The organism is Cohnella endophytica, from assembly GCF_003628305.1.
Taxonomy (GTDB): domain Bacteria; phylum Bacillota; class Bacilli; order Paenibacillales; family Paenibacillaceae; genus Cohnella; species Cohnella endophytica.
In genome coordinates this window covers 123,490-148,707 of sequence record NZ_RBZM01000011.1, presented here as the reverse complement: position 1 = coordinate 148,707, position 25,218 = coordinate 123,490, and the positions used below count along the sequence as shown (strand labels likewise).

Sequence of the window (25,218 nt, the reverse complement as noted above, 5' to 3'; positions counted from 1 at the left end):
ACGCGTGATTCGTACAGAAGAGCTGCTGCTCAACGTTGGTCCACAGCATCCTAGCACGCACGGCGTGTTTCGGATTATCGTTAAATTGGACGGGGAAGTCATCACGGAAGCGACTCCCGTCATGGGATACTTGCACCGCGGAACGGAGAAGCTCGCGGAGAATTTGAATTTTACGCAAATCATTCCTTATACCGACCGGATGGACTACGTGTCCGCCATGACGAATAATTACGTGCTCTGCCATGCGGTGGAGAAAATGATGGGGCTGGAAATTCCGGAGAGAGCGGAATTCTTGCGCCTGATCGTTATGGAAATGCAACGGATTGCGAGTCACTTGGTCTGGTGGGGCACCTACTTGCTCGACATCGGCGCAATAAGCCCGTTTCTCTATGCTTTCAGCGACAGGGAACGCATTCTCGGCCTGTTCAATGAACTGTGCGGGGCGCGGCTCACTTATAATTACATGCGGGTCGGCGGCGTGAAATGGGATGCCCCCGAGGGCTGGATCGATCGCGTAAAAACGCTGGTCAAAGATATGTACAACCGTCTCGACGAATATCACAACCTCGTCAGCGGCAACGAAATATTCCTTTCCCGAATCAAGGGAGTAGGCCAATACGACGCGGAGACCGCCATCAATTATGGTCTTTCCGGCGCGAATCTACGTTGCACGGGCGTTCAATGGGACTTGCGCAAAGCCGAGCCTTACAGCTTGTACGATCGGTTCCAATTCGACGTACCCGTCGGCAAGAACGGAGATTGCTTCGACCGCTACCAGATCCGGATGGCCGAGATCGAACAAAGTCTCCGCATTCTCGATCAAGCTTTGGAGCAGTTCCCCGGCGACGGAGAGACGATGGGCAAAGTGCCTCGCGTCATCCGTCCTCCGGCTGGCGAGATCTACGTGCGCATCGAATCGCCGCGCGGAGAAATCGGTTGCCACATCGTATCCAAGGGCAAAGCAGAGCCGTACCGTCTGAAATTCCGCCGACCGTCGTTCGTTAACCTGCAAATCTTGCCCAAGCTGCTCGTCGGGGAGAACATGACGAACTTAGTGACGATTCTCGGCGGCATCGACATCGTGCTCGGGGAGGTCGACTGCTAATGCAGCACTTCTGGGATAAGTCCCTCAGTTGGGGAACCGCGGGAATATTCGTGGCCGCGGCCATCGGAGTACTGGCCGTCGTTATCTTTTTCGTTACGTACGCGATCTATTTCGAACGCAAGTTTATTGGCTGGATGCAGTATCGCAAAGGCCCGAACCGCACGGGGCCGCTGGGCTTGCTGCAGACGGTGGCGGACGTATCCAAGCTGCTGCTCAAGGAAGACACGATTCCGAAGAAGGCCGACAGGGGCTTGTTCATTCTAGCCCCCGCGCTCGCTTTCATTCCTTCCTTTGCGGTGCTTGCCTTCATCCCTTATACGCTAAACCTGCAATTCGCCGATCTGAACGTCGGCTTTCTGTATTACATCGCCCTCTCGGGAATAACGACGATTGCCATCGTCGTGGCAGGCTGGGCGTCCAATAACAAGTATTCTTTGCTCGGGGGCATGCGCTCCGCGGCGCAGATGATCAGCTACGAGGTGCCGCTCGTCATGTCCGTCGTCGGCGTCGTTATGATGTCCGGAAGCTTGAATCTGCGGGATATCGTCATCTCGCAGGAAGGTTATTTCTGGCATTGGAACTTCCTGCCCCAGATCTTGGGCTTCGGAATCTTCCTTATCGCGGCGGTGTCCGAGTTGAACCGCACGCCGTTCGACTTGCCGGAGGCGGAGTCGGAGCTCGTCGCGGGTTACCATGTCGAATACAGCGGATTCCGCTTTGCCTTCTTCATGTTGACCGAGTATATCTACGTGTACGCGATCGCTTCCTTGACAACGATCTTGTTCCTCGGAGGCTGGAATTCTCCAATTCCGGCGCTTGATTTCGTGCCGGGACTCATCTGGTTTTTCCTCAAATTCGCGGTAATCGTGTTCTGTTTGTTCTGGATTCGGGCCACTTTCCCTCGTCTCCGGGTCGATCAACTGATGGGCTTGGCTTGGAAGGCGCTTCTGCCGCTGGCGATACTCAATATTTTCTTGACCGCGATAGGGATAGAGTGGATAGGATAGGGAGGCTGACGCCATGAAAGGAATGCTCAAAGGACTCGGAGTTACGTTGAAAACGATGGGAACCAAGAAGGTGACGATGTCGTATCCCGACGTTCCGATCCAGATGCCGGACCGGTTCCGCGGCATTCAGTATTTCGAGCCGGACAAGTGCATCGTGTGCAACCAATGCGCGCGCATCTGCCCGACCGACTGCATTACGCTTACCGGTAAAGCCAATCCGGACCCTGAGAAAAAAGGGAAAGTCATCGACACGTTCGACGTGAATTTCGAAATCTGCATCCTCTGCGACCTCTGCACGGAGGTTTGCCCGACCGAAGCGATCGTCATGACGAACAATTTCGAGCTCGCCGCTTACAGCCGCGACGATCTCTACAAGGATAAGCAATGGCTGTACGAGAACAACCGGAACATCCGCGAGGATAACAACAATATCGGTTCGCCGAAGGGAGGCGCCAAATAAGCGGTGCTGAACTTTAATATTGATTTTACCGGCGAGTTCGTCGCTTTTTTCCTGCTCTCGGTATGCGCCATCGTCGGGGCTGTCTTGGCCATTAACTTCACGAAGGTCGTTCATACGGCGCTGTCGATCGCTCTTACTTTCGTTGCGCTCGCAGGACTATACATCGTGCTGGAAGCCGAGTTCATCGCATTCGTGCAGGTGCTCTTATACGTCGGCGCGATCACGATTCTCATGATCTTCGGCATCATGATGACCAAGCACGACGGAGAAGGAACGGAACCGGCGCGACCTCTGCTGGAGACGTTGGCGGCGATCGGTTGCCTATGCTTGTTCGGGATTCTGTTCTACGCGATTCGCAACGCGAATTTTCCCGCGCAGCATGCGCCCTTCACGGACGACAATACGCGGGAGATCGGGAAGCTGCTCTTCACCCAATACGCGATTCCGTTCGAGCTCGTATCCGTGCTGCTTACCGTCGCCTTTATCGGATCCATCGCGCTCGCGAAGAGAGAGGTGAACACGCCATGAGCATGCTTTCTTCCTATTTGACGCTTGCCGCGGTGTTGTTCTGCATCGGGTTATACGGCGTGTTAACCAAACGCAACGCGATTATTGTGCTGCTATCGATCGAACTTATGCTCAATGCGGTTAATTTGAATCTCATCGCCTTCTCCAAATACGGAGTTCAACCCTCGCTAGCGGGGCAAATCTTCTCCTTGTTCACCATCTCGGTCGCGGCGGCGGAAGCCGCGGTCGGCATCGCGGTATTGATCGTGCTGTACCGCGGACGCGCATCGGTGAACGTGGACGAATTCGACGAGTTGAGGGGGTAACGACATGGATAATACCTTCTTCGCGGAATACGCCTGGCTCGTCCCGCTGTTTCCTTTCATCGCGTTCGCCGTACTGACCGCCATGGGCAAAGGATTAAAGAAAACGGGAGCCTGGATCGGAACGATCGCGAGCTTCCTCTCTTTGGTTCTCTCGTTGTGCATCGCAGGCGAGCGCTTATCCGGGAACGCGCCCGATTACGGCAACCAGATGGATTGGATAACGATCGGCAAGCTGAAGCTCGTCGCCGGCTTCGAAGTGACGAATCTTTCGACGCTGATGCTCGTCGTCGTGACCTTGGTCGCGTTCCTCGTGAATCTGTACTCGCAAGGATACATGAAGAAAGACGAGAGAATATCGACCTTCTTCGCCTACGTGGCCTTGTTCACAAGTTCGATGCTAGGTTTGGTGCTGTCGGATAATCTGCTGACGTTCTATATTTTCTGGGAGCTCGTCGGCGTATGCTCCTTCTTGCTCGTCGGCTTCTGGTATCAGAAACCGGAGGCGAAGGCGGCTGCCAAGAAAGCGTTCATCGTTACGCGGATCGGGGATTTGGGGCTGTTGATCGGCTTGCTCCTGTTGTTCTGGTATATGCCCGGACACGCGCTCGATTTCACGACGCTGCACAACGTATACGATACGCAGAGCGGAGCCATCTCCACGGGTATCACGACTTTAATCGCGCTGCTCATCTTCGTAGGGGCGGTAGGGAAGTCGGGGCAATTCCCGCTTCACGTCTGGTTGCCCGACGCGATGGAAGGTCCAACGCCGATCAGCGCGCTGATCCACGCGGCGACGATGGTCGCGGCCGGCGTATTCCTCGTCGTCCGGACGTTCGATATTTTCGAAGCTTCGCAGGTTGCCATGAATACGGTCGCCATCGTCGGAGCGTTCACGGCGATTTTCGCCGCGACGATCGGTTTGGCTCAGAACGATATTAAGCGAATACTCGCCTACTCGACCGTAAGCCAGTTGGGTTATATGATGCTCGCATTGGGGGTCGGCTCCGTCACGGGGGCGATGTTCCATCTGTTCACTCACGCGTTCTTCAAGGCGCTGTTGTTCCTGGGCGCGGGAAGCGTCATTCATAGCGTACATACCCAAGATATACGGGAGATGGGCGGCTTAGGGCGCAAAATGAAAATCACGGCATGGACGTTCGGGCTCGGTTCGCTGGCGTTATCGGGTATACCGCCGTTCTCCGGCTTCTGGTCCAAGGACGCGATTTTGACCGCGGCGCTCGACAAGCAACCGATTCTGTTCGTCGTTGCCGTAATAGCCGCTTTCTTCACTGCGCTGTACATGGCGAGGCTGTTCTTCCTCGTGTTCGCGGGCAAGCCGCGCGAAGGCCAGCACGCCAAGGAATCTTCCTCGGTCATGACGATTCCTCTGATTGTATTGGCGGTGCTTGCAACCGTCTCGGGTTTCGTGGAAACGCCGTTTAACGGTTGGCTCGGACACTGGCTCTTTCCCGAAGGTGCGGAACATGACGCCAGCGGTTTAGTCATGGTCGTCTCCGCCGCCGTCGGCTTGCTGGGGTTGTATATCGGATGGCTTACGTTCGTAAAGGGGACGATTCGCCGGAATGCGATTTCCGATCGCGCGCCGGGTCTCGTAACTTTGGTAGCCCGCAAATATTATATCGACGAGCTTTATCACGTATTGTTCGTCCGTCCGCTTCAAGGCCTGGGCAAAGTGCTCGATTTGTTCGACGACTACGTGATCGACGGAGTCGTTCGACTGACGGGGCATGGCGCCTCCGCCCTAGGGAGATTGAACTCCCGGCTTCAAGGCGGCCAAGTGCAGACGTACGCACTTACCGCGTTGATTAGCATCGTCATCCTAGTCGTGGCCATCGCCGGAAGGAGGTTCTGGTAATGCTGGATGACCTGCCGGTACTCTCGCTGATCGTCTTAGCGCCTTTGTTAGGCGCCTTGATCGTACTCGCTCTTCCGAGCGCACGCAGCAATTGGCTTCGCATTACGGCTATCATTTTTACGTTAATTCCGTTTATCCTTACGCTGTGGTTATTCGCGGATTACCAACCCGCGGTAGGCGGCGGAGCGTATACGGAGCATTCCACATGGCTCTCGATTCCGCTGAACCAAGAGCAATTCAATGCCAGCGTGACGTCCTTAAAGCTCGTATTCGATTATCACCTTGCGGTCGACGGAATTTCTTTGCCGTTACTCCTGCTGACGGGCGTCGTATCCACGATGTCCGCGCTCGCGTCGGTGCACATTCGGAAACGATGGAAAACGTACTACTCGCTGTTCTTGCTTCTGCTAACGGGAATCTACGGCGTATTCTTGGCCAGGGACCTGGTCTTGTTCTTCATCTTCTTCGAGGTCACGCTCATTCCGATGTTCTTCCTGATCGGAATTTGGGGGTACTATGGCAGGGAGAAAGCCGCTACCCGCTTCTTGATCTATAACGGACTGGGGTCGGCGGCTATGCTGCTCTCCTTCCTGATCCTCATCGCTACGCTTGGATTCAGCGCCGTGGAAGGTGCCGGAGGAGTGAATCTGCTGTTCGGCGGCAACTACGACACGATTCTAAGCAATCTGTCGAACCCGGCTGCCTATGCGAATGTCGACAACGATTTAACGCATCAATTCGGACTTTACTTGAACGATCAGACGAAGTGGACGGCGTTCGTGCTTCTCTTGATCGCCTTCGGGATCAAGGTGCCGATCTTTCCGTTCCATACGTGGATGCTTCGGGTACATACGGAGGCGCCGCCGCCGGTCGTCATGATTCACTCCGGCATCTTGCTGAAGATGGGCGTATACGGGCTAATCCGGTTCGCGATGTTCCTCTTCCCCGAACAACTGCATGCCTGGACGGGCGTGATCGCGGTGCTCGGGGTCATCAATATTTTGTACGGTGCCATCCTTGCATGCGTACAGACGGAATTCAAGCTGGTTCTCGCATACTCGAGCATTAGTCACATGGGGATCGTCTTGCTCGGCATCGCCTCTTTGGAAGAGGTCGGTTTACAAGGAGCGATCTACCAATCCGTATCCCACGGCCTGATCTCGGCCCTGTTGTTCTTGATCGTCGGCAGTATCTACGAACGGACGAACACGACGCAATTGAGCGAACTGGGCGGGTTAGCCAGATCCGTACCTTTCATCTCGGGCGTCTTGTTGCTGGGAGGTCTCGCGTCTCTAGGGTTACCCGGCTTGTCCGGATTCGTAGGAGAGTTCCTGTCGTTCTTGGGAATGTTCGGTTCTATGAAAATAGTAACGGCAATCGGCGTTCTCGGCATCCTGTTCGCCGCCGTATACGTCCTTCGCAGCATCCTGAACATCACGTACGGCTCGCTTCCCGAGCAGTACGTCGGGATGAAGGATGCCCGGTTCATCGAGGCGCTGCCGATGATTACGCTTGCCGCGCTAATCATTCTGCTAGGCGTATATCCCTCCATTTTGACGGACCTCATGCAGCATGGCTTTAGCGGCTTTCTAGAACAAATTCATACGAGGATGGGGGGATAACATGGACGCTTTTCAGACATTAACCTGGGAAGACGCGTGGTATCTTGCCCCGGAGATCGTGTTGTCGTGCTTTACGATCCTGCTTATCGCGCTAGATCTGTTGTTGCCCAAACGGGTTAACCGGAATGTAATCGGCTGGCTGACGCTTGCCGGACTGCTCGTAGCCGGCGCATTCGTCGTTATCCTGATGACGGCCGTGAACGGCCCGGAGACGGACAGCGCTTCCGGCACCCGCGTATTGCTTGGAGGAAGCTATCAACTCGACGACTTCGGCAACTTGTTGAAGCTGGCGTTCTTGGGCGCTTCGGCCTTTATCGTATTTTCCTCGCTCGGCACGGTTCGCGACGAGGATGTCCCCATTAAGGGAGAGCTCTACTATTTGGTGTTGCCGGCGGTGCTCGGAGCCATGGTCATGGCTTCGTCCGCGGATCTGATCACGCTATTCATCGGTTTGGAACTACTGAGCATTACCTCTTATATTCTCGTGGCCGCGCGCAAGAGCAGCCGCATATCCAGCGAAGCGGCGTTCAAATACGTCGTTACCGGCGGCGTGGCATCGGCATTCGTCCTATACGGGATGTCGTTCCTTTATGGAATCACGGGAACGACGAACGTATCGTTGATGCGCAGCGTTCTCGCCTCGACCAGCGATCAATTCGAAGCTTTGTTATACGTCAGCTTCTTCTTGATGATCGCGGGTTTCGCGGTCAAGCTGGCCTTGGCGCCGTTCCACGCTTGGGCATCGGACGTCTATCAAGGCGCGCCGACTCCGGTCGCCGCTTTCTTGGCCGTCGTGGCCAAGGGAGCCGCGTTCGCGATGGTTTATCGAATTTTCGCGAACACGTTCACCTCCGGGGGAGGCTTGGACGGGGCGGTGCGCGAGGATATCTTGCTTGCGCTATCGGTGCTCGCGGCGGCGGCGATGATCGTGGGAACGGTCGGCGCTTTAAGGCAACGTAACGTGAAGAGACTGCTTGCTCTATCCGGCGTCGCCAATGCGGGAATCTTGCTGATCCCGCTTTCGACCCTATTCGCGAACCCGATGCATGAATCCCTGGTCTCGGAATTCATTTATTTCCTCGTAGCTTACGCCTTCATGAACATCGGCGCGTTCACGGTGCTTACGATCGTAAGCAGGGACTCCGGGAACGAATCTCTGTCCGGATTTTCCGGCTTATACCATCGGGCGCCTTGGACGGCGATCGCGATGACGGTGCTGCTCTGTTCTTTGGCCGGATTGCCCGTCACCGGAGGCTTCTTCGGTAAGCTGTTCATCTTGTTCGGGACGGTTCAAGTCCATAAATACTGGCTCGCGGCGATTCTTCTCGTGACGACGGTAATCTCCTACGCGGTCTATTTCGGATTAATTCGCCAGATGTACATGCGCAGCGGATCATTGGATTCAGGCTTGCGCATGACGGTGCCTGCCGCTATCGTTATCGGACTGTGCACCTTGGCGACGTTGGCGCTCGGCTTCTTGCCAATGCCGATTCTCGGTTGGATTAACGATATTTTCTCCGTACCGGTCGATCTGGTCATGTTTCAGGGATAAGGAAACTAGGATAAACGAACAGCCCCCAAGTCATATGGCTTGGGGGCTGGTGTTTGTTTGGGGCCATAATAGCGGCAAATAGGGATGTTAAGCTTGCCGATATCACTAACAACTCGGAATTAACGGAAGAAATTGCCGTTAGTATGTAACAAATGTCCGTCATCGGGCGATTCGTTTTGCGACCAAAGACCCGATTTTACTTAGGAAAGAAGGGAATTCGTGTCGAAAATAGAAGTTAAATACTACCTTTATGCGGAAACCTAGGAAAAGGTGTGGTGATGTTGCGTAAATACTCAAGCGTGAATCGGCGTTATCGGAGCGCGAGGCTGGCGTTCCTCTTGCTCATGGTTTGCGCGATGGTCAGCGAGGTTATGATTCCCTATCGCTTGAATAATCCGTCGAGAACGTCATCGTATTCTTTTTCATCCGAATCGGGAGAAGTAAAAATCGCGGAATACGCACATGTTCTGGCTACGGATAACGCAATGCCCGCTCTTGCCTCCGGTGTGTCGCCATTCCTTAAATCTATCGGGATCCCCGAAGCTTGGGCGGCGCTAAACGAGGACGTTAATGCCACGATCGCGATCGTCGATACGGGCGTCGATTACAATCACCCGGACTTAAAACCGTATCTCCTTGATGGAAAGAACTTGATCAACGATCGCAAAAGCGCTCAAGACGATAACGGACACGGTACGGCGGTTGCCGGCGTAATCGCAGCCATAGCCAAGGCGGGAGATAACTCCTCCGGCCAGGGGAGATGGAAAGGGCGTTTGCTGCCGATTAAAGCGTTGGACCAATACGGGTCGGGCAATGAAGATAAGCTGACCCAAGGAATCAGGTACGCCGTAGACCAGAAAGCGGATATTATCGTGCTTTCCCTAGGCTTACGCAGGGATGCGGCGGGTTTAAAGGAAGCTGTCGCTTATGCGGAAAGCAAGGGAGTTCTCCTCATAGCCGCGAGCGGCAACGATGCGGCGGTGTTCGGGAAGAAGGCGGCCGTACAATACCCGGCTTCTTACCCGTCGGTGCTTGCGGTATCCGGTTCCGACGGAGGCAAGCCGATCGAACAATCGACATCCGGACCGGAGAATGACGTCAGCGCGGCATGGCTCGTTCAAACCTCGGCAATCGGCGGCGGCGGCATCGAGATGGAAGGTACCTCCATGGGGGCTCCTCAGGTAGCCGGCATAGCCGCGATGGTCCTGGCGATGCATCCCGACTGGAAGCCGGTCCGCGTGAGAGAGACGCTGCGAAGATCCGCGTTGCGTAATGGGGCGGCGGATTGGAACGAGAGCGTTGGCTATGGATTCATCTCCGCGATCGGGGCGCTTCAGACGGATTCCTCGACGCTGGATTGGCGGGAGCCGAACGATTCGAGAACCGATGCGAAGCGTTTCCCTCTAGGCAAAGAGGTAACCGGAACATGGGACAGCGCTTCCGATGCCGATTGGTTCGTTCTGGATATGCCTTACGATGGATTGTTTAGCCTGACGGGCGATGAATCGCGTTTGCTGCTTTACGGCAAAGAAGGCCAGGTCCAACCTCGCGCGGCGACAAATCTTCAAGGCGGAATCTATAAGCAATGGCAAGTGAAGAAAGGAAGCTATTGGCTTCAGGTTCTGAAGCCGACGAGCGGCAAAGTCTCTCCGGATGGTTACAGGCTTGTTTCCCGATTCGCGATGAACGCCGACGATACCGAGCCGAACGACAGCGCGGCATCGGCTTTCACTCTGCCCGCGCGAAGTCAGAAATGGACGGGAACCTTCCACCAACGCGGAGATATGGACTGGTTCACGATCACGTTGCCTAAACCGGGACTATTCAAGATTACGGTTACGACGGATACGACGAGAATCGATCCCGGTATTTGGATTCAGCCTGTCGGAGGAACCGGAATACTCGTCGACGATCATGGAGACGGCGAGAGCGAACAGTGGACGGCGAACGAAGCCAAAGCGGGAAAATACTTCATTCGGATCTCGAACGCGGTTTCTACGAACCCGGAAGCCGTAATCGGGACGTATGCCGTATCGTTGGAATATATTGCGTTAAAAGAGGATCTATACGAACCGAATGATGGACCGCTTACCTCCACGCCGCTTACTCCCGATAAATACTTCAACGGGTTAATCTATACGAACAACGATCAGGATTGGTTTCGGTTCACGCTGACTAAGAAACAAGTCGTGAAGATTTCCGTCGATCACATCCCCGATCAAATGGTCCTGAGCGTTGAATTACGGAATAAAAAGCTGCAAACCCTAAAGAAATGGACAAATGGGGAAGCGCAAAAGTCGATTGCCGGACAAATGGTTTTGTTGCCGGGAAGCTATTACGTGAAGGTAACGGCCAATCGGTACAACCGCACTCAGTATTACGGGCTCAAGTTGCAATTGTCCAATGATTAACCTCATCGGATGCCGCATGAACAACCCGAGTAGCGGCGATCAGCAGTATGGGGAGGGGGAATCGTAAGTTATGGGCAATGATGCAGGTCTGTTCGAAATGGCTGGCTGGAACGGCCTATTCTCGATCTTCGTTACGTTAGGATGCGTTTTCGTCTCGTGGATCGTACTGCAAGAAATCAATTTCGATAAAATCGCCCGCCAACCGAGAGGGCCGCGAGTAAGGGTATTGCAGTTGCTGTTAGCGATCGCGCTGGGGCGAATGGTTGCGGGATTTATTCTCGATTATTGGAATTGGGTGGGCACATTGAAGTGGTTGTTCGGTTCCGGATGAATAATAATCGCGGCAACGCGAAAATCGATGTGACGGATCAAGAAGATTGGGTAATAATATTCAATGCATCGAAATCTTCTGCGAAGCAACGAATCAAGTCGAAATAATGAGAAAATCCCCAGAAAATGCCGCTTGTGTCTTTGCTGGGCAGAGTGGTATGATAAAATTTGGGTTTTTCGGGGTCTGGCAACTGGCTGAGCTTCGGAATGAATCTATAACGCGCGGAGGGAACCACCCATGAGCAAAATCATCGTCCGCGGCGGACGTACCCTAACGGGAACTGTCCGCGTGCACGGCGCTAAAAATTCCGTCCTTCCGATCCTTGCCGCAGCTTTATTAGCGGAAGAAGGATCCAGCGTCATTCATGACGTTCCCGCCCTGGACGATGTTAAGAACATCCTGCAAGTGCTCGCGGCTTTGGGGGTTTACGCAGAGCAAGACGACGGAAGCGTTCGTCTGCATGCGGAATCGCTGACTTCATGCGAGGCACCTTATGAGCTTGTGAGGAAAATGCGTGCTTCGTTCTTAGTTATGGGGCCATTGCTGGCTCGTCTTGGTAAAGTCAGAATTTCTTTGCCGGGCGGATGCGCGATCGGAACGCGTCCCATTGATCAGCATTTGAAAGGGTTCGAAGCGATGGGAGCCGAGATCGGCTTCGGTCAAGGAACCATTGAAGCTACCGTAGAGGGTAAATTACGCGGGGCGAGAATTTATTTGGACATTGCGAGCGTAGGCGCTACAGAGAATATCATGATGGCCGCCGCTACCGCAATCGGAACCACAATTATCGAGAACGCAGCTAAAGAGCCGGAAATCGTCGATCTTGCTAACTTCCTTAACGCAATGGGTGCGAAAGTCCGCGGCGCAGGCACGGGCATTATTCGCATCGAAGGCGTGGAACGGTTGCATGGTGCGGAGCATCATGTCATTCCCGATCGGGTCGAAGCAGGAACTTATATGATCGCAGCCGCCATCACGGGCGGAGATGTTTATGTAGAAGGCGCGATTCGGGACCATCTCGGGCCGATCGTGGCTAAGTTGGAAGAAATGGGCGTCGTCGTCGATTGCGACGAGAACGGCATCCGCGTAAAAGCACTGAACCCGCTGCGCGCGGTCGACGTGAAGACTTTGCCTTATCCCGGCTTCCCGACGGATATGCAGGCGCAGATGATGACGCTGTTGTTGGTCGCCGACGGAACGAGCATCGTTACGGAAACCGTATTCGAGAATCGGTTCATGCACGTGGATGAATTGATTAAGATGGGCGCGGAGATCAAAGTGGACGGACGTACGGCCATCGTTACCGGAGGCACCAAGCTTTCCGGAGCCAGCGTGTGCGCGACCGACCTTAGGGCAGGCGCGGCACTGATATGCGCGGCGCTCGTCGCCGATGGAAACACGGAAGTGGGCGGCATTCATCATATTGAACGCGGCTACATGGACATCGTGAACAAATTAGCTGCTCTCGGTGCGGATATTTACCGTGCTCCTTCGCCTGAAGACGTTCTGCAGGAATCCGAGCAAGCGTCCTTACAACCGGAGGTGCTGCTCCAGCAGCTGGAGCAACGCGCAACGGCAGTGCCGGAAGTCGTACTACGCAAAATTCAACCTACGCTTGCATAAGTAATCTTTAACGCGTACTTATACTTACGATGATAAGTTGAACAATCGAGAACTCCCTCCATGCGGACGGGGGTTTTTTTGTTTTTCGCTCGTCCCCTTCAATAGGTTCGCGATTAGAAATTTCCCATCTAGCAAGGAAGGTTCTATCGTCTGCGAATCTTGCATATTTTGAAATCACGGTTATGCGATAGAACTGCTAAGGCGAAAGGAACTCCGAAATCGTGCTAGATGAGGTGAAAGAGTGAGGCAGGGGTCAAGCGGAGTTGGGAGAGCGCGGGCGAGAATCGCTAGTCCGATCTGGAAGAGGAGCCGGGCGGCGGATGGAGGAATGAAGTATTGGCTGGCTTTCGTAAGCGGGTTGCTTGTGTCCGCAATGGCGTGGCTCATGCTGCATGAAGCGGGAACTAGACCCGCCCGACCTTTGATCGCGGACAACGAAGCGAGAATAGCCAATGAACAAGCGTGGTCTATTATTCCGGGCAAGAGCGGCGACGATACGAAAGACTCTCGATCTATAATCGGCGAAACCTTGCGGGAGAAAAATGCGCCCCAATCCGGTTCCTCGCCGAAGAACGACGGAATCGCGATACGCGTTTATTTAGAAGAGGACCGCACGATCGAGACATTGCCGTTGGAAGACTACGTCGCGGGAGTGGTTGCCGCGGAGATGCCGCTAGACTTCAAGCCGGCGGCTTTAGAGGCTCAAGCAATGGCCGCGCGTACGTACATTGTTCGTAGGCTTTGGCTTCATGATCGTTCGGGCGTTCCCGTCGACGGCGCGGACGTAACGAACACTCAAACCCATCAAGTCTATAAATCGCAAGAGGACATGAAAAAATTGCAAGATCAACATAATAGCGAATGGCACAAAGTAGAAGAGGCGGTGAAGAACACGGAAGGCCGGATTATCGTCTATGGGGACGAGCCTATCGAAGCTTTGTTTTTCTCGACCAGCAATGGGTTTACGGAAAATTCGGAGGAAGTGTTCTCAATGAAGCTGCCTTATTTGAGGTCGGTGGCGAGTCCGTGGGATAAAGCGAATTCCCCGAGAGCGGAGGAAACGGTGGAGATGAGCATGGCGGACTTCTATAGCAAGATCGGCTTGGTCGATGTTCCGGTCGGTGCAAGCGCCAATACGCCCAAGACGATGCGAATATTGGAATGGACGCCGGGGCGCCGCGTGAAAGAAATGGTAGTCGGCGGGAAGAAGTTATCCGGCACGGAAGCGCGGCATATGCTAGGTTTGCGATCCGCCGCCTTCGATTGGAGCGTGAAGAACGGGAACCTGACCCTCACGACATTCGGTAGCGGACACGGCGTCGGGATGAGCCAGTGGGGAGCGGAAGGCATGGCGGAAGCGGGAAAGACGGCCAGGCAAATCGTCGAATACTATTATACGGGAGTCCGGACGGAGGAAGTTTCGAAGCTTGCTTTAGGCCTCTAATCGTATCCATAGAGGAACCTTCACTATAAAAATTGTAAACTTTTAAGCGAAACAGGTATAAAAGCCCGTCACCTGGTAACAATGGCTTACTGAGGTGATGATAATAATGAATGATGGAAACAAAACGCCACGCAAGATCGAAGAGTCTCACAAGGTTGCGGGAACATCCCACGCTGCCAGGCCTTCAGGATTCAAAAAGCTGCTCTCAAAACGCTGGGTATTCCCTGCAGCTTACATGGCCGCGGCAGCAATTATCGTTACGATTCTCTGGCTGAACTCGGGAACGGGTCAAAAAGATCCGAAGGCTGCCGTCCCCGGTCTGACAGGCGTCGAGAACGAAGCAACCGCAAACGGAAAGGCCAGCCCGGATGCAGCCGCGGTATCTACCAACGGCGAAACGCTCAAGTGGCCGGTAAGCAAGATCGAAGACATGACCACGCCGATTCCGTTCTATGACGCTACGGCATCCTTGGAAGATCGCGAAGCGGCAATGGTAGAGTACGATCAGTCGTTCAAGCCGCACATGGCGACGGACTTCGCCCGCAAAGACGCGGCGACGTTCGATGTGCTCGCCGCGCTTAGCGGTAAAGTAACGGTTGCCGACCAGACGCCGACTAACGGTTACGAGGTGCAAATCGAGCATCCGAACGGCTTGGTTACCGTCTATCAAAGCTTGACCGATCTGAAAGTCCAAGTCGGAGACGAAGTGAAGCAAGGGGCCAAAATCGCGACTTCCGGAACAAGCGAGCTTGAACCGAGCGAAGGGGCGCACGTCCACTTCGAGGTTCGCAACAACGGAATTTCCGTGAACCCGAACACGCTGATCAAGTCCGCGAAGTAATTCGCGAGAAGCAAGAAAGAAAAGGGCGATCCTTACGCGAAGACGCGATAGGGTCGCCCTTTTGCTATCCTTATCGAATTCTCGACAATATCGGGATCCATATGTCATAATTTGGCGAAGAGCCCAAGTTATTCACGAGATTGCGATAGGAAGGTAGAGTACGATGAGGATAATCGGAATAACGGAACTGGAGACCGGAGACGTATTAGCAAAATCGGTTCTTGGCAACAACGGAATCGTAATGCTAGAGGCGGGAACGGTTCTTACGGAGAAATATATTCATAGGCTTAGAACCTTGAAGATCAAAACCGTGTACCTGAGCGACGCTTCGGAAACGTTCGTGGCCGATAATGTCAGAGCATCTCGACATTCCTTGCAAGAGTCGTGGATGAGGTCGGACATCGAAGAGATGAAGAACAACGAGGAGGCACGCAAGGAAGCGGTCAAGCTGGTCGCGGAGTTCGCGGACGAAGAACGAATTCTGGAACGGGTAGCGTTGCCTTTTCCGGAGAGCCAGTTCAGGCAACAGTTTCGCGAGATGCTCCTGGATATCGTATCGCAACCCGCCCTCGCCGATGAACTGAGCGTCATCATGCAGACGGACCGAATTCTGTTCGAGCATGCCCTTAACGTTACCTTGTGTTCGAGCGTAATGGGAATCGCCCAGCGACTCGATCGTTCGCAACAACAAGAGTTGGCGGTAGGCGCGCTCTTCTGCGATATCGGGATGACCCGGCTGCCGATGGATTTCACGAAAGTAAATCGCGAGCTGAAGGATTCGGAGCTTGCGATCTTGCGCCAACATACGAGCGAAGGGTATCGCGTGCTGAAAGGAATGAAAGACATCCCGTTGGTATCGGCGCAATGCGCGTTGCTGCATCACGAAAGATACTTGGGCACGGGATATCCCTTAGGGATGACCGTCGAACACATTCCCGAGTTCGCGCAGATCGTCGGGATCGCGGACGTGTATAATGCGCTTGGATCCCCGCGTCATCATAGGAACGCTTATAGGCCCGGGGAAGCGGTCGAGTTTCTATTCGCTTCCGGAAACTATAATTTCGATTGGGAATTGGTCAAGAAGTTCTTGAACCACGTCGTCATCTATCCGGTATCGATGCGGGTGAAACTGAGCGACGGCCGGATCGCCCAAGTCGTGGAAACGGCGGGGCGTCCGATCCAACGGCCCGTCGTCCAGATCGTGGGCGAAGCGAACGGTAAAGCGGTCGAGAGCCGGTATACGCTCGATCTGCAACAGCATCCTAACGTCGTAATCGTCGGCAAAGCCGATCGATAACGCGATCAACCTGTCCGAAGACTTGAGGGGAATTTCCCCTCAAGTCTTTTTTCTTAGGGCTTAAGATGCACCCGAAAGGCTGTCGGACCTATAAAAAGAGTCAGAAAAGGGACTTTCCTAGCTCGTCAGGCTTGGCAACATAGAATAAGTGACCGCGCCCCTCATATACTGTACCAATCTATTTCAGCAGGGAGGCGGGAGCGTGCACGACTACATCAAGGAACGCACGATTAAAATTGGTCGCAGCATTGTGGAGACGCGCAATACGGTGCGAACGATTGCCAAGGAATTCGGCGTCTCCAAAAGCACGGTGCATAAAGACCTTACCGAACGGTTGCCCGAGATTAATCCGGATTTGGCGGACCAGGTTAAACACATCCTCGAGTACCATAAGTCGATCCGGCACCTAAGGGGGGGAGAAGCGACCAAGATCAAATACAAGAAGACGACGATCAAAAAACGAGAAGTTATGACAGCGGGGAAAGTATAATTTTGCTAACGGTGTCGAAGAAAAAGAAGGATTTGCGGCTTAAGCGGCGAATATTATACTATTACAATATTAGACACTAACTATTTGGCGAGGGATAATAGACGCATGTTTAGCAAAGACATCGGCATCGATCTAGGGACGGCTAACGTTTCTATTCATGTGAAAGGCAAGGGAGTCGTACTCGACGAGCCTTCCGTCGTCGCGATCGAGAGCGACACTCGCAGAGTGCTTGCGGTCGGGGAAGAAGCTCATCGCATGGTGGGACGTACCCCCGGCAATATCATCGCGATCCGTCCGCTTAGGGACGGTGTTATCGCCGACTTCGAAGTGACGGACATGATGCTTAAGGCATTCATTCAGCGCGTCGGCGGCAGGAACTGGTATAGCCGTCCGCGTATTCTGATCTGCGCTCCTACGAATATTACGTCCGTTGAACAGAAAGCGATTCGCGAAGCGGCCGAGAGAAGCGGAGCCAAGGAAGTATTCCTTGAAGAGGAAGCGAAAGCGGCGGCCATCGGAGCGGGAATGGACATTTTCCAGCCGAGCGGGAATATGGTGGTAGACATAGGCGGTGGTACGACGGATGTTGCCGTTCTTTCCATGGGCGACGTCGTAACCGCCTCTTCTCTTAAAGTCGCGGGGGACAAGTTCGATTCCGCGATCATGCGCTACATAAAGAACAAATACAAGCTACTTATCGGCGAACGCACGAGCGAGGACATTAAGATCAAGATCGGAACCGTATACCTGAACGGCCGCAGGGAAGAGATGGATATTCGCGGCCGCGACATGGTTACCGGCCTTCCGCTTACGGTGACGATCCACTCCGACGAAGTGCGCGAAGCGCTATGGGAGCCGGTCATGTCGATCGTCGCGTCGGCGAAATCCGTCTTGGAACGCACGCCTCCGGAATTGTCCGCGGACATTATCGACCGCGGAGTAATCTTGACCGGCGGCGGAGCGTTGCTGGACGGCTTGGACGCGTTGCTCGCGGACGAGATCAAAGTGCCCGTCCTGATCGCCGAAGATCCGAAGCATTGCGTCGTTAAAGGAACGGGAATCATGCTCGACCATCTCGACAAAATGACTCGCAAGCTAGGGTAATCCTTACGACGGAAGCTCGGCAGTCAAGCGCAACGCATATGAGGAGGATTCTCCATGCTTAGAGGGTTATACACGGCAGCGTCCGGAATGGTGGCGCAACAACGGCGCCACGATACGATCACGAATAATATCGCGAACCTCAATACGCCGGGATTCAAGGGCAGCAATGCGGTTAACCGTTCGTTCCCGGACATGCTGATCTCCGTTATGGGAGGGGCTAATCCTAAGGAGGGCAGCATAGGGAAGCTGAGCACGGGCGTGTTCGCGGAAGAAAACCTTATGCAGTTGACCCAAGGGGATCTGCAACAAACTTATCGCAATCAGGACTTGGCCTTAGTCTCGGACATGCTCGTGGACGGCGTCAACTTCGACGAGTCCGGCAAATCCATCGATGCGAACGGACAAGTTACTTATAAGCCGCAAGCCTTCTTCTCGGTCTTGTCGACGAACGGCGCGGAAGAATATACGAGGGACGGCAGCTTTAAGACGGCCGCGGACGGCACGCTCTTGACCGCCGACGGGCTCAGCGTCGTAGGGGCGAACGGCCAACCCATCGTCGTGAACGTTTCTTGGGATCAAGTAAGCGTATCTGGCGACGGAAGATTGTTGGACAAATCGACCGGACAGCCCTTGGCCGGCAACCCGCAACTTCGCATAATGAGAGTAGACAACCCTTATCTGCTCGTCCGGCAAGGCGACGGACTTTTCCGCTATGCCGGAGATCCGGCGGGCATTAGACAGATCGCGGCAGGCGACCGGGTAGACGTCCGACAAGGCTATCTAGAGCGCTCCAACGTGGATGCCGCCCAATCGTCCGTAGACCTAATGGCGGCGCTGCGCGCATACGAAGCGAATCAGAAAGTTATCCAAACCTACGACCGCAGCTTGGAAAAAGCCGTTAACGAAATCGGACGCGTATAACCTACACGAATAGGAGGAACTCCTAAGTGAACAGCTCCATGAGCATCGCGTCCACTTCTATGGGCGCCCTACAACAAAAGTTGGACATGCTTGCCGATAATATCGCCAACTCCAACACCGTCGGCTACAAACGCAAAACCGCGGTGTTCGAAGATATTTTGACTAGCCTCAGCCCGCAAGAGCAGGATTTCAGCCTGCCGGGACGCCGCACGCCGCTGGGCTTCACCCTTGGCTGGGGAGCGAGATTGGCCGCCATGCAGACGGATCTCTCCCAAGGCGTGTTGCAGCAGACGGGCAACATGACGGATATCGCGATCGAGGGCAACGGATTGTTCGAGGTTCGTACGGATGGCAACCTCAATGGCGCTCGTGCATTTACCCGCCATGGTCCGTTTCAACTCATTCCGGATGCCAACGGCGATCGCATTTTGGTCACGAACTCCGGTCAGCAAGTCGTTGCGGACGTAGGCGGGACGGAGGATTTCGTTCGCGTGCCCGAGGGGTATGATCTTTCGGTAGCGACGGACGGCACTTTAACAGCGGTCGGCAACGGCTTGGAGCCGATCGCGCTCGGCAAGCTTAAGTTGGTCGAAGTGACGAATCCCAGCCTCTTGCAAGCGGTCGCGGACAACTTATACGGAGTACCGGCCAACGTTGCTCCGGGCAATGTCGTAAGGGATATTGCCGCGTTGCCGAACGGAGAAACCGGCATTACGGTTCGTCAAGGCTTCGTGGAGCAATCCAACGTGAACATGGCGGACGAAATGACAGATTTAATGATCGTGCAACGAGCCTATCAACTTAGCGCAAGGGCGCTTTCCTCAAGCGAACAAATGATGGGGATGGCGAATAGCCTGCGCGGTTAAGGGATTAGCGGCGGACCCGGGCTCTACGGGACCACGGCGTTGCGCGCTTGAAGGAGACGAAAGCTTCATGAAAGCGACATCCCGTCCTAATGAACCTAACCGGCGTTCCTCCGGCAGGATAATCGCCCGAATCATATGGACAAGCATCAAAGTACTGATAATCCCCGTCTTATGTATCGCTGCTCTCATCATAGGGTTGGCGGTCGGATACGTTGTTCTGGGAAACAGGCCCACGTCGGAAGTGTTCGATTCAACCACTTGGAAGCATATGTATGATCTCGTGTTCGCGGAGAGCGGCTGATGCCTGGCCTGCGTCTTGCAACCGGGACAGAAACTCCCCGGCTTCCGCCCGGGGAGTTTTCATTTGTAGAGGTGAGCGTTATAATGATGGGGAACTTTATGGAAGTGGGGAGGACTAGGGGATGAACGTACCCAATAGTTTGACGATGTCCCGGTTCGTATTGATCCCCCTGTTTTTATTGTTTTATTTGAACGATGAGCCGATCGTCGCTTTGTGCATTTTGCTTGTAGCCGGGGTAACCGATATTCTGGACGGTTATATCGCTCGCCGAAGCGGCCAGATCACGTTAACCGGAAGCATGCTGGACCCGCTAGCGGACAAGCTGATGATGTTGTCCGTCGTTCTTGCGCTTCTTATTAAAAGCGTACTCCCGTTAGTCGCATTCGCGGTTATGGCGTTCCGGGAGCTCGCGATGATCATCGGCTCGGCCATTTTCCACTTCCGCGGTTTGAAGACCGTTCCGGCGAATTTGCTCGGCAAAGCGACTACGGTGATCTACTACGTCGCGATCACGCTTATGTTCTTCGATCTGCCGGGAGGCCTTACCGTGCTTTGGTGCGGTATTGTTTTATCGTTCGTCGCTTCGTTTATTTATTTTATGAAATTCAAAAGTTTAAACAGGGCATCCTGATAAAAGGAGCGCGAAGATCACAAAAGAGCCCGCGGCCGGCTTATGGCGGCAAGCTCTCTTATATCAACCTTCGCGACTGCAGCTCGCTTCAGGGATGATCGTATTATTCGCCGCCGCGAGGCGGCTTATGCGCGACCCGACAACTCAACATCGCGACGCCGGACGTCGCCCAATCGGAGGAACCAGAAATGTTGGATATCGTACAAATTCAAGAATTAATTCCCCACCGCCCCCCGTTCTTGCTCGTTGACCGCATCTTGGAGCTGGAGCCGGGCAAGCGCGCGGTAGGGCTGAAGAACGTAACGATGAACGAGCCTTATTTCGTCGGTCATTTTCCGGGCTATCCGGTTATGCCGGGCGTGCTGATCGTAGAAGCGCTAGCTCAAGTCGGAACGGTGGCCATGCTTGCGCTTGAAGAAAATAGAGGCAAGCTTGGATTTTTCGCGGGCATCGACGAATTCAGATTCCGCGGACAGGTTAAACCGGGAGACACGCTCACTTTGGAGTTGGAAGTTACGCGCTTGAAGGGACCGATCGGCAAAGGCCGGGGTACCGCCAGGGTGGGAGATACGATCGTAGCCGAAGGCGAGCTGATGTTCGCGCTGTCCGATCCGTCAAAAGGCTAATCCGAAAGGGGAATACGCGAATGGCAAAGAATCCGCAACAAGTATATGAGGCATGGTTGAGCGACCCGAACGTCGACGAGAAAACAAAGGAAGAATTACGGGAGATCGCGGGACAAACCGGCGAAATCGAAGACCGCTTCTATAGGGATCTCGAGTTCGGTACGGGCGGTCTTCGCGGGGTTATGGGAGCGGGAACGAACCGGATGAACCGTTACGTCATCGGGAAGGCGACGCAAGGCTTCGCTAATTTCTTGCTTGGACAATCCGCGACTCCATCCGTCGTCATCGCGCACGACTCTCGCAACAACTCGGACGTGTACTCGCTCGAGGCGGCTTGCGTGCTTGCGGCGAACGGCATTCGAACTTACTTATTCCGTTCTTTGCGTCCGACTCCTCAATTATCTTTCGCGGTTCGCGATCTTCGGGCAACCGGCGGGATCGTCGTAACGGCCAGCCACAACCCTCCGGAATATAACGGGTACAAAGTATATGGCGCGGATGGCGGACAACTCGTTCCGCACGATGCCGAGCAAGTGATCGGGTACATACGCGACGTCGAATCCTTCGACCAAGTCAAACGGCTCACGCAAGCGGAAGCCGAAGGGCAAGGGCTTATTCGTTGGCTCGGGGATGCCGAGGATCAACGTTTCGTGGACACCGTCGTCGCTCAGTCCGTTCGCCCGGACGTGCTTCAAGGCGGAGCCGGAGCCGATCTTGGCGTCGTGTTCACGCCGCTTCACGGCGCGGGTAACGTACCGATCCGGAACGTATTGGCGCAAGCCGGCTTCGCCAACGTCCGCGTCGTTCCTGAACAGGAACAGCCGAACGGGTTGTTCCCTACGGTGAAATCTCCGAACCCGGAAGAACAAGAAGCTTTCACGCTGGCGATTAAGCTCGCGAACGAGACCGGCGCCGATATTATCGTCGGAACGGATCCGGATTGCGATCGAATGGGCGCCGTCGTGAAGAACGATAAAGGCGAATTCGTCGTTCTCACGGGCAATCAATCGGGTGCGTTAATGGTGAATTACTTATTATCGAATTTGCGTGCCCAGGACAAACTGCCCGCTAACGGAGCGGTCATTAAGACGATCGTTACTAGCGAGATGGGAGCGGACATCGCGGCTTCCTACGGCTGCGAGGTGTTCAGCACCTTGACCGGGTTCAAATATATCGGAGAGCTCATGTCGAAGTTCGAAGCTACGGGCTCCCATTCTTTCCTGTTCGGATACGAGGAGAGTTACGGTTACCTCACGGGCATGTACGCGCGGGATAAAGATGCCGTCGTGGCGTCCCTCTTAATCTGCGAAGCGGCTGCGTTCTATAAGTCGCAAGGCAAGACATTATATGAAGTATTGTTGGAGCTCTACGAGCAATACGGCACTTATCTGGAAAAATTGGAATCAAGAACGCTCAAAGGAAAAAACGGAGTCGAGCAGATCGGCGCGATCATGAACGATTGGCGCTCGAATCCTCCCGCGGAGCTCGGAGGCGTAGCGGTTACCCGCGTGCTGGACTATTCCAAGGGACTTGACGGATTGCCCGCGGAGAACGTGTTGAAATTCATGCTCGCGGATGGCTCATGGTTCTGCTTGCGCCCTTCGGGGACGGAACCTAAGATCAAAGTGTATTTCGCGGTGCGCGGCACGAGCTTAGATAACGCGAAAGTAGCGCTCGGACAGCTGTCTAAAGCGGTTATGGCACGGGTAGATTCGCTGGCCTAGACGAAATGAAGGAGTGGACCGTAGTGCCCCAGTGGTTAAACAGATGGAACGCAAGATTTGCGAAATGGCTTTGGTGGGTCGTGTTGGTAGGCGTCGTCGCGGCTTTGCCGGTCATGTACGCGAGGGTACAGACGGAGACTTCCGCCGATAAAGTCGCCATCGGTATGGATTATCGCGATTTGCTCCAAGTGGGCAATACGCAAGCGGACCCGCAGGGGTTCGTGCAGGAGCAACTTAAGCTGTTGAAGGCTTCGGGCGTCAACAGCATGACCGTGTTCGAGAGCACGCTGGAGGAACTTGCTTGGGCAGGCGAGATCAACGTCTACAATACCCTGCAGGCCGGTTTGTTGGAGGGGCAGGTTTCTCCCCCTACGGACAATGGTACGTACCTCTTATTCAATCGCCCTGAGCACATACAAACGCTTCGTCCGATCATCGAATGGGCGTTTAACCAGCACGGCGCGAAGGTCACGGAGTGGACGGTAAAGGGCCAGGCGGGCTTGCGCATCAACATGGGCTACGACGACGCTTCTATCCGTCCGATGCAGCCGAATCCATTGGCGATGCAAATGCTTCACGACGCGGGCTTTAACATCGTGCCGAGGCTGTCGGATCGTTTCGAACGGTTCGATCCGAAAGAAATGGACAAGTGGCTTCAGTCGTTCCAAGACTTGGGCGTGAAGCAGGTGGCATTCGACGGAGACGCGGTTACGGGCTACGGCAAGGGCGATAAAATCTCCATCGCCAACCTGCATACCTTCGCCAGCGAACTGAAGAAGCACAAAATCGGCGTAGCGATTTTCGAAAACTTAAAGGTTCCTCAGAAAGGGATGGCGACGCTCGCCAACCTGCTCGATTATAACGCGATCCGGGCTCATTCCGTCGGAGCGGCGGAAATGACCGTCATCAAGCAGCCCGTTCTGGAAGACCGTCTCGTATTGGCCGTTAAGGATCGCGACGTACGTTTGCTCTATTTGCGCGCGGCAGCGGTCAAGGACGTAGTCAAAGGGCAAGTCACTCACCCAATGCAGATGATCGAGGACGTTCTGCAAGGCGATGAAGACTCGGTCGGCGTCGTACAGCAATTGAAAGATTTCGGCTTCGAAGTCGGAGTGCCGCAGGCGTTCGACGTGCATAAAGCTCCGCAGGAGCTCTTGCTGAGAGGTATCACGATGATTGGCGCGATGGTGCTTATCGCTCTAACCTTCGGCTTGTTCGTGCCAGGGTTGCTTCTTCCCGCGCTCCTTATCGGAGGAATCGGGGGAGCCGGCCTATACGTTCTGAGCCCGACGCTTATGGTACAGGCGTTAGCGCTGCTTGCTGCCATCTCCGCGCCGACGGCTTCCGTCATATTGCTCGTCAAGCGCCTTCGCGTTCTGAGAGAAAACGGAGCGGGCCAACCGATCTCGGGAGTTCGCAGATTGGGAGGGGCAATTTTGCTTCTCGTCCGGACTACGCTGTTGTCGCTTGCGGGTATCCCTTTTATCGTGGCGCTGCTTAACCATATTTCGTATAGTTTGGTGCTTCAACAGTTCCGCGGCGTAGCTTTGCTGCACTTGGCGCCGATCGCATTGGTCGCCCTGTACGTGTTCTTATACGGTACGGGAACCACGGTATACGGCAACGCCAAAAGAATACTGTCCATGCCGCTTACCGTGCTGTGGATCGTCGCAATCGGAATTCTCGGAGCGGCGGGCATGTACTACTTAACTCGGACGGGTAACGCGGGTCAAGTATCGGGAATCGAAATGAAGTTCCGTTCGATCTTGGAAAATACGTTCGGAGTACGTCCGCGGACGAAAGAATTCCTGCTTGGACATCCGTTGTTCTTCGCGGGCATCTTTCTCGCGCTGCGTTACCGTTGGGCAATGGTGCTGATTATTGCCGGTACGATCGGGCAACTGTCCCTGGTCGATACGTTCGCTCACATCCATACGCCGCTTATGCTGTCCATAATCCGCATACTTCTGGGGTTAGGCATCGGAATCGTGCTCGGTCTCGTCATCATCGCAGTCTGGCAGGTCGCGGAGAAATATTACTTTAAATATCGGAACAAGTTAAACCGTACGGTTTAACCGAAACCGATTTACACGGAGCTCATCGAGCGCACTCGATCCCCTGCTCGGCCGAAGGATCGGCCGGCGGGGGATTTT

General features: G+C 54.4%; 23 protein-coding genes. All 23 read left to right on the top strand.

All coding sequences use genetic code 11. The features are described from left to right. Positions 1-4 precede the first annotated feature (4 nt). Positions 5-1,105 (top strand): NADH-quinone oxidoreductase subunit D, encoded by a 1,101-nt coding sequence (locus D7Z26_RS23645; protein WP_120979495.1) that lies wholly within the window; start codon positions 5-7, stop codon positions 1,103-1,105. Continuing rightward, on the top strand, positions 1,105-2,112 hold the full coding sequence (gene nuoH, locus D7Z26_RS23640; RefSeq protein WP_120979494.1) for an NADH-quinone oxidoreductase subunit NuoH: 1,008 nt from the start codon (positions 1,105-1,107) through the stop codon (positions 2,110-2,112). The genes D7Z26_RS23645 and nuoH overlap by 1 nt, the downstream gene beginning before the upstream one ends. 13 nt (positions 2,113-2,125) lie before the next feature. Further along, positions 2,126-2,572, top strand: a complete 447-nt coding sequence (gene nuoI, locus D7Z26_RS23635) for an NADH-quinone oxidoreductase subunit NuoI (protein WP_120979493.1) — start codon at positions 2,126-2,128, stop codon at positions 2,570-2,572. Positions 2,573-2,575: 3 nt separating this feature from the next. After that, on the top strand, positions 2,576-3,100 hold the full coding sequence (locus tag D7Z26_RS23630) for an NADH-quinone oxidoreductase subunit J (protein ID WP_120979492.1): 525 nt from the start codon (positions 2,576-2,578) through the stop codon (positions 3,098-3,100). A gap of 2 nt (positions 3,101-3,102) precedes the next feature. Continuing rightward, the gene (gene nuoK, locus D7Z26_RS23625; protein ID WP_199731773.1) at positions 3,103-3,405 is read left to right on the top strand and encodes an NADH-quinone oxidoreductase subunit NuoK; all 303 of its coding nucleotides are present in this window, start codon (positions 3,103-3,105) and stop codon (positions 3,403-3,405) included. A gap of 4 nt (positions 3,406-3,409) precedes the next feature. Next, positions 3,410-5,281: an NADH-quinone oxidoreductase subunit L gene (nuoL, locus tag D7Z26_RS23620; RefSeq protein ID WP_120979490.1), complete on the top strand. Its 1,872-nt coding sequence runs from the start codon at positions 3,410-3,412 to the stop codon at positions 5,279-5,281. Continuing rightward, on the top strand, positions 5,281-6,903 hold the full coding sequence (locus tag D7Z26_RS23615; protein WP_120979489.1) for a complex I subunit 4 family protein: 1,623 nt from the start codon (positions 5,281-5,283) through the stop codon (positions 6,901-6,903). The genes nuoL and D7Z26_RS23615 overlap by 1 nt, the downstream gene beginning before the upstream one ends. Before the next feature lies 1 nt (position 6,904). After that, positions 6,905-8,455: an NADH-quinone oxidoreductase subunit N gene (locus D7Z26_RS23610; RefSeq protein WP_120979488.1), complete on the top strand. Its 1,551-nt coding sequence runs from the start codon at positions 6,905-6,907 to the stop codon at positions 8,453-8,455. 278 nt (positions 8,456-8,733) lie between these two features. Continuing rightward, positions 8,734-10,866 (top strand): S8 family serine peptidase, encoded by a 2,133-nt coding sequence (locus tag D7Z26_RS23605; protein WP_120979487.1) that lies wholly within the window; start codon positions 8,734-8,736, stop codon positions 10,864-10,866. 70 nt (positions 10,867-10,936) lie between these two features. Beyond that, positions 10,937-11,197: a DUF1146 domain-containing protein gene (locus D7Z26_RS23600; RefSeq protein ID WP_120979486.1), complete on the top strand. Its 261-nt coding sequence runs from the start codon at positions 10,937-10,939 to the stop codon at positions 11,195-11,197. A gap of 237 nt (positions 11,198-11,434) precedes the next feature. Next, a complete protein-coding gene (murA, locus tag D7Z26_RS23595) occupies positions 11,435-12,820 on the top strand; it encodes a UDP-N-acetylglucosamine 1-carboxyvinyltransferase (RefSeq protein WP_120979485.1) in 1,386 nt (461 codons plus the stop codon). A 328-nt stretch (positions 12,821-13,148) separates the two neighbouring features. Beyond that, complete coding sequence (gene spoIID, locus D7Z26_RS23590; protein ID WP_120979484.1) at positions 13,149-14,264, top strand: stage II sporulation protein D; 1,116 nt, start codon at positions 13,149-13,151, stop codon at positions 14,262-14,264. Between the two features lie 106 nt (positions 14,265-14,370). Continuing rightward, positions 14,371-15,105 carry a M23 family metallopeptidase gene (locus D7Z26_RS23585; RefSeq protein WP_120979483.1) on the top strand — a complete coding sequence of 245 codons (735 nt, stop codon included), beginning with the start codon at positions 14,371-14,373 and terminating at the stop codon, positions 15,103-15,105. A gap of 163 nt (positions 15,106-15,268) precedes the next feature. Next, positions 15,269-16,402: an HD-GYP domain-containing protein gene (locus D7Z26_RS23580; RefSeq protein ID WP_120979482.1), complete on the top strand. Its 1,134-nt coding sequence runs from the start codon at positions 15,269-15,271 to the stop codon at positions 16,400-16,402. 202 nt (positions 16,403-16,604) lie between these two features. Continuing rightward, on the top strand, positions 16,605-16,892 hold the full coding sequence (gene spoIIID, locus D7Z26_RS23575; protein ID WP_120979481.1) for a sporulation transcriptional regulator SpoIIID: 288 nt from the start codon (positions 16,605-16,607) through the stop codon (positions 16,890-16,892). A gap of 105 nt (positions 16,893-16,997) precedes the next feature. Next, complete coding sequence (mreB, locus tag D7Z26_RS23570) at positions 16,998-17,996, top strand: rod shape-determining protein MreB (RefSeq protein ID WP_120979480.1); 999 nt, start codon at positions 16,998-17,000, stop codon at positions 17,994-17,996. 54 nt (positions 17,997-18,050) lie between these two features. Continuing rightward, complete coding sequence (locus D7Z26_RS23565) at positions 18,051-18,917, top strand: flagellar hook-basal body protein (protein WP_120979479.1); 867 nt, start codon at positions 18,051-18,053, stop codon at positions 18,915-18,917. Between the two features lie 26 nt (positions 18,918-18,943). Further along, positions 18,944-19,783, top strand: coding sequence for a flagellar hook-basal body protein (locus D7Z26_RS23560; RefSeq protein WP_120979478.1), 840 nt, complete (start codon positions 18,944-18,946; stop codon positions 19,781-19,783). Positions 19,784-19,850: 67 nt separating this feature from the next. Then, positions 19,851-20,084, top strand: coding sequence for a DNA-directed RNA polymerase subunit beta (locus D7Z26_RS23555; protein ID WP_120979477.1), 234 nt, complete (start codon positions 19,851-19,853; stop codon positions 20,082-20,084). Positions 20,085-20,205: 121 nt separating this feature from the next. Continuing rightward, positions 20,206-20,715: a CDP-alcohol phosphatidyltransferase family protein gene (locus D7Z26_RS23550; RefSeq protein WP_120979476.1), complete on the top strand. Its 510-nt coding sequence runs from the start codon at positions 20,206-20,208 to the stop codon at positions 20,713-20,715. 188 nt (positions 20,716-20,903) lie between these two features. Next, the gene (fabZ, locus tag D7Z26_RS23545; protein ID WP_120979475.1) at positions 20,904-21,341 is read left to right on the top strand and encodes a 3-hydroxyacyl-ACP dehydratase FabZ; all 438 of its coding nucleotides are present in this window, start codon (positions 20,904-20,906) and stop codon (positions 21,339-21,341) included. 20 nt (positions 21,342-21,361) lie between these two features. Further along, positions 21,362-23,065, top strand: coding sequence for a phospho-sugar mutase (locus D7Z26_RS23540; protein ID WP_120979474.1), 1,704 nt, complete (start codon positions 21,362-21,364; stop codon positions 23,063-23,065). Positions 23,066-23,088: 23 nt separating this feature from the next. Next, positions 23,089-25,140, top strand: a complete 2,052-nt coding sequence (locus D7Z26_RS23535) for a DUF5693 family protein (RefSeq protein WP_120979473.1) — start codon at positions 23,089-23,091, stop codon at positions 25,138-25,140. Positions 25,141-25,218: the final 78 nt, after the last annotated feature.

Coding starts and splice junctions, on each gene's coding strand:
- nuoH (WP_120979494.1), top strand. CDS start 1,105: ATGCAGCACTTCTGGGATAAGTCCCTCAGTTGGGGAACCGCGGGAATA.
- nuoI (WP_120979493.1), top strand. CDS start 2,126: ATGAAAGGAATGCTCAAAGGACTCGGAGTTACGTTGAAAACGATGGGA.
- nuoK (WP_199731773.1), top strand. CDS start 3,103: ATGCTTTCTTCCTATTTGACGCTTGCCGCGGTGTTGTTCTGCATCGGG.
- nuoL (WP_120979490.1), top strand. CDS start 3,410: ATGGATAATACCTTCTTCGCGGAATACGCCTGGCTCGTCCCGCTGTTT.
- D7Z26_RS23615 (WP_120979489.1), top strand. CDS start 5,281: ATGCTGGATGACCTGCCGGTACTCTCGCTGATCGTCTTAGCGCCTTTG.
- D7Z26_RS23610 (WP_120979488.1), top strand. CDS start 6,905: ATGGACGCTTTTCAGACATTAACCTGGGAAGACGCGTGGTATCTTGCC.
- D7Z26_RS23605 (WP_120979487.1), top strand. CDS start 8,734: ATGTTGCGTAAATACTCAAGCGTGAATCGGCGTTATCGGAGCGCGAGG.
- D7Z26_RS23600 (WP_120979486.1), top strand. CDS start 10,937: ATGGGCAATGATGCAGGTCTGTTCGAAATGGCTGGCTGGAACGGCCTA.
- murA (WP_120979485.1), top strand. CDS start 11,435: ATGAGCAAAATCATCGTCCGCGGCGGACGTACCCTAACGGGAACTGTC.
- spoIID (WP_120979484.1), top strand. CDS start 13,149: ATGAAGTATTGGCTGGCTTTCGTAAGCGGGTTGCTTGTGTCCGCAATG.
- D7Z26_RS23585 (WP_120979483.1), top strand. CDS start 14,371: ATGAATGATGGAAACAAAACGCCACGCAAGATCGAAGAGTCTCACAAG.
- D7Z26_RS23580 (WP_120979482.1), top strand. CDS start 15,269: ATGAGGATAATCGGAATAACGGAACTGGAGACCGGAGACGTATTAGCA.
- mreB (WP_120979480.1), top strand. CDS start 16,998: ATGTTTAGCAAAGACATCGGCATCGATCTAGGGACGGCTAACGTTTCT.
- D7Z26_RS23565 (WP_120979479.1), top strand. CDS start 18,051: ATGCTTAGAGGGTTATACACGGCAGCGTCCGGAATGGTGGCGCAACAA.
- D7Z26_RS23555 (WP_120979477.1), top strand. CDS start 19,851: ATGAAAGCGACATCCCGTCCTAATGAACCTAACCGGCGTTCCTCCGGC.
- D7Z26_RS23550 (WP_120979476.1), top strand. CDS start 20,206: ATGAACGTACCCAATAGTTTGACGATGTCCCGGTTCGTATTGATCCCC.
- fabZ (WP_120979475.1), top strand. CDS start 20,904: ATGTTGGATATCGTACAAATTCAAGAATTAATTCCCCACCGCCCCCCG.
- D7Z26_RS23540 (WP_120979474.1), top strand. CDS start 21,362: ATGGCAAAGAATCCGCAACAAGTATATGAGGCATGGTTGAGCGACCCG.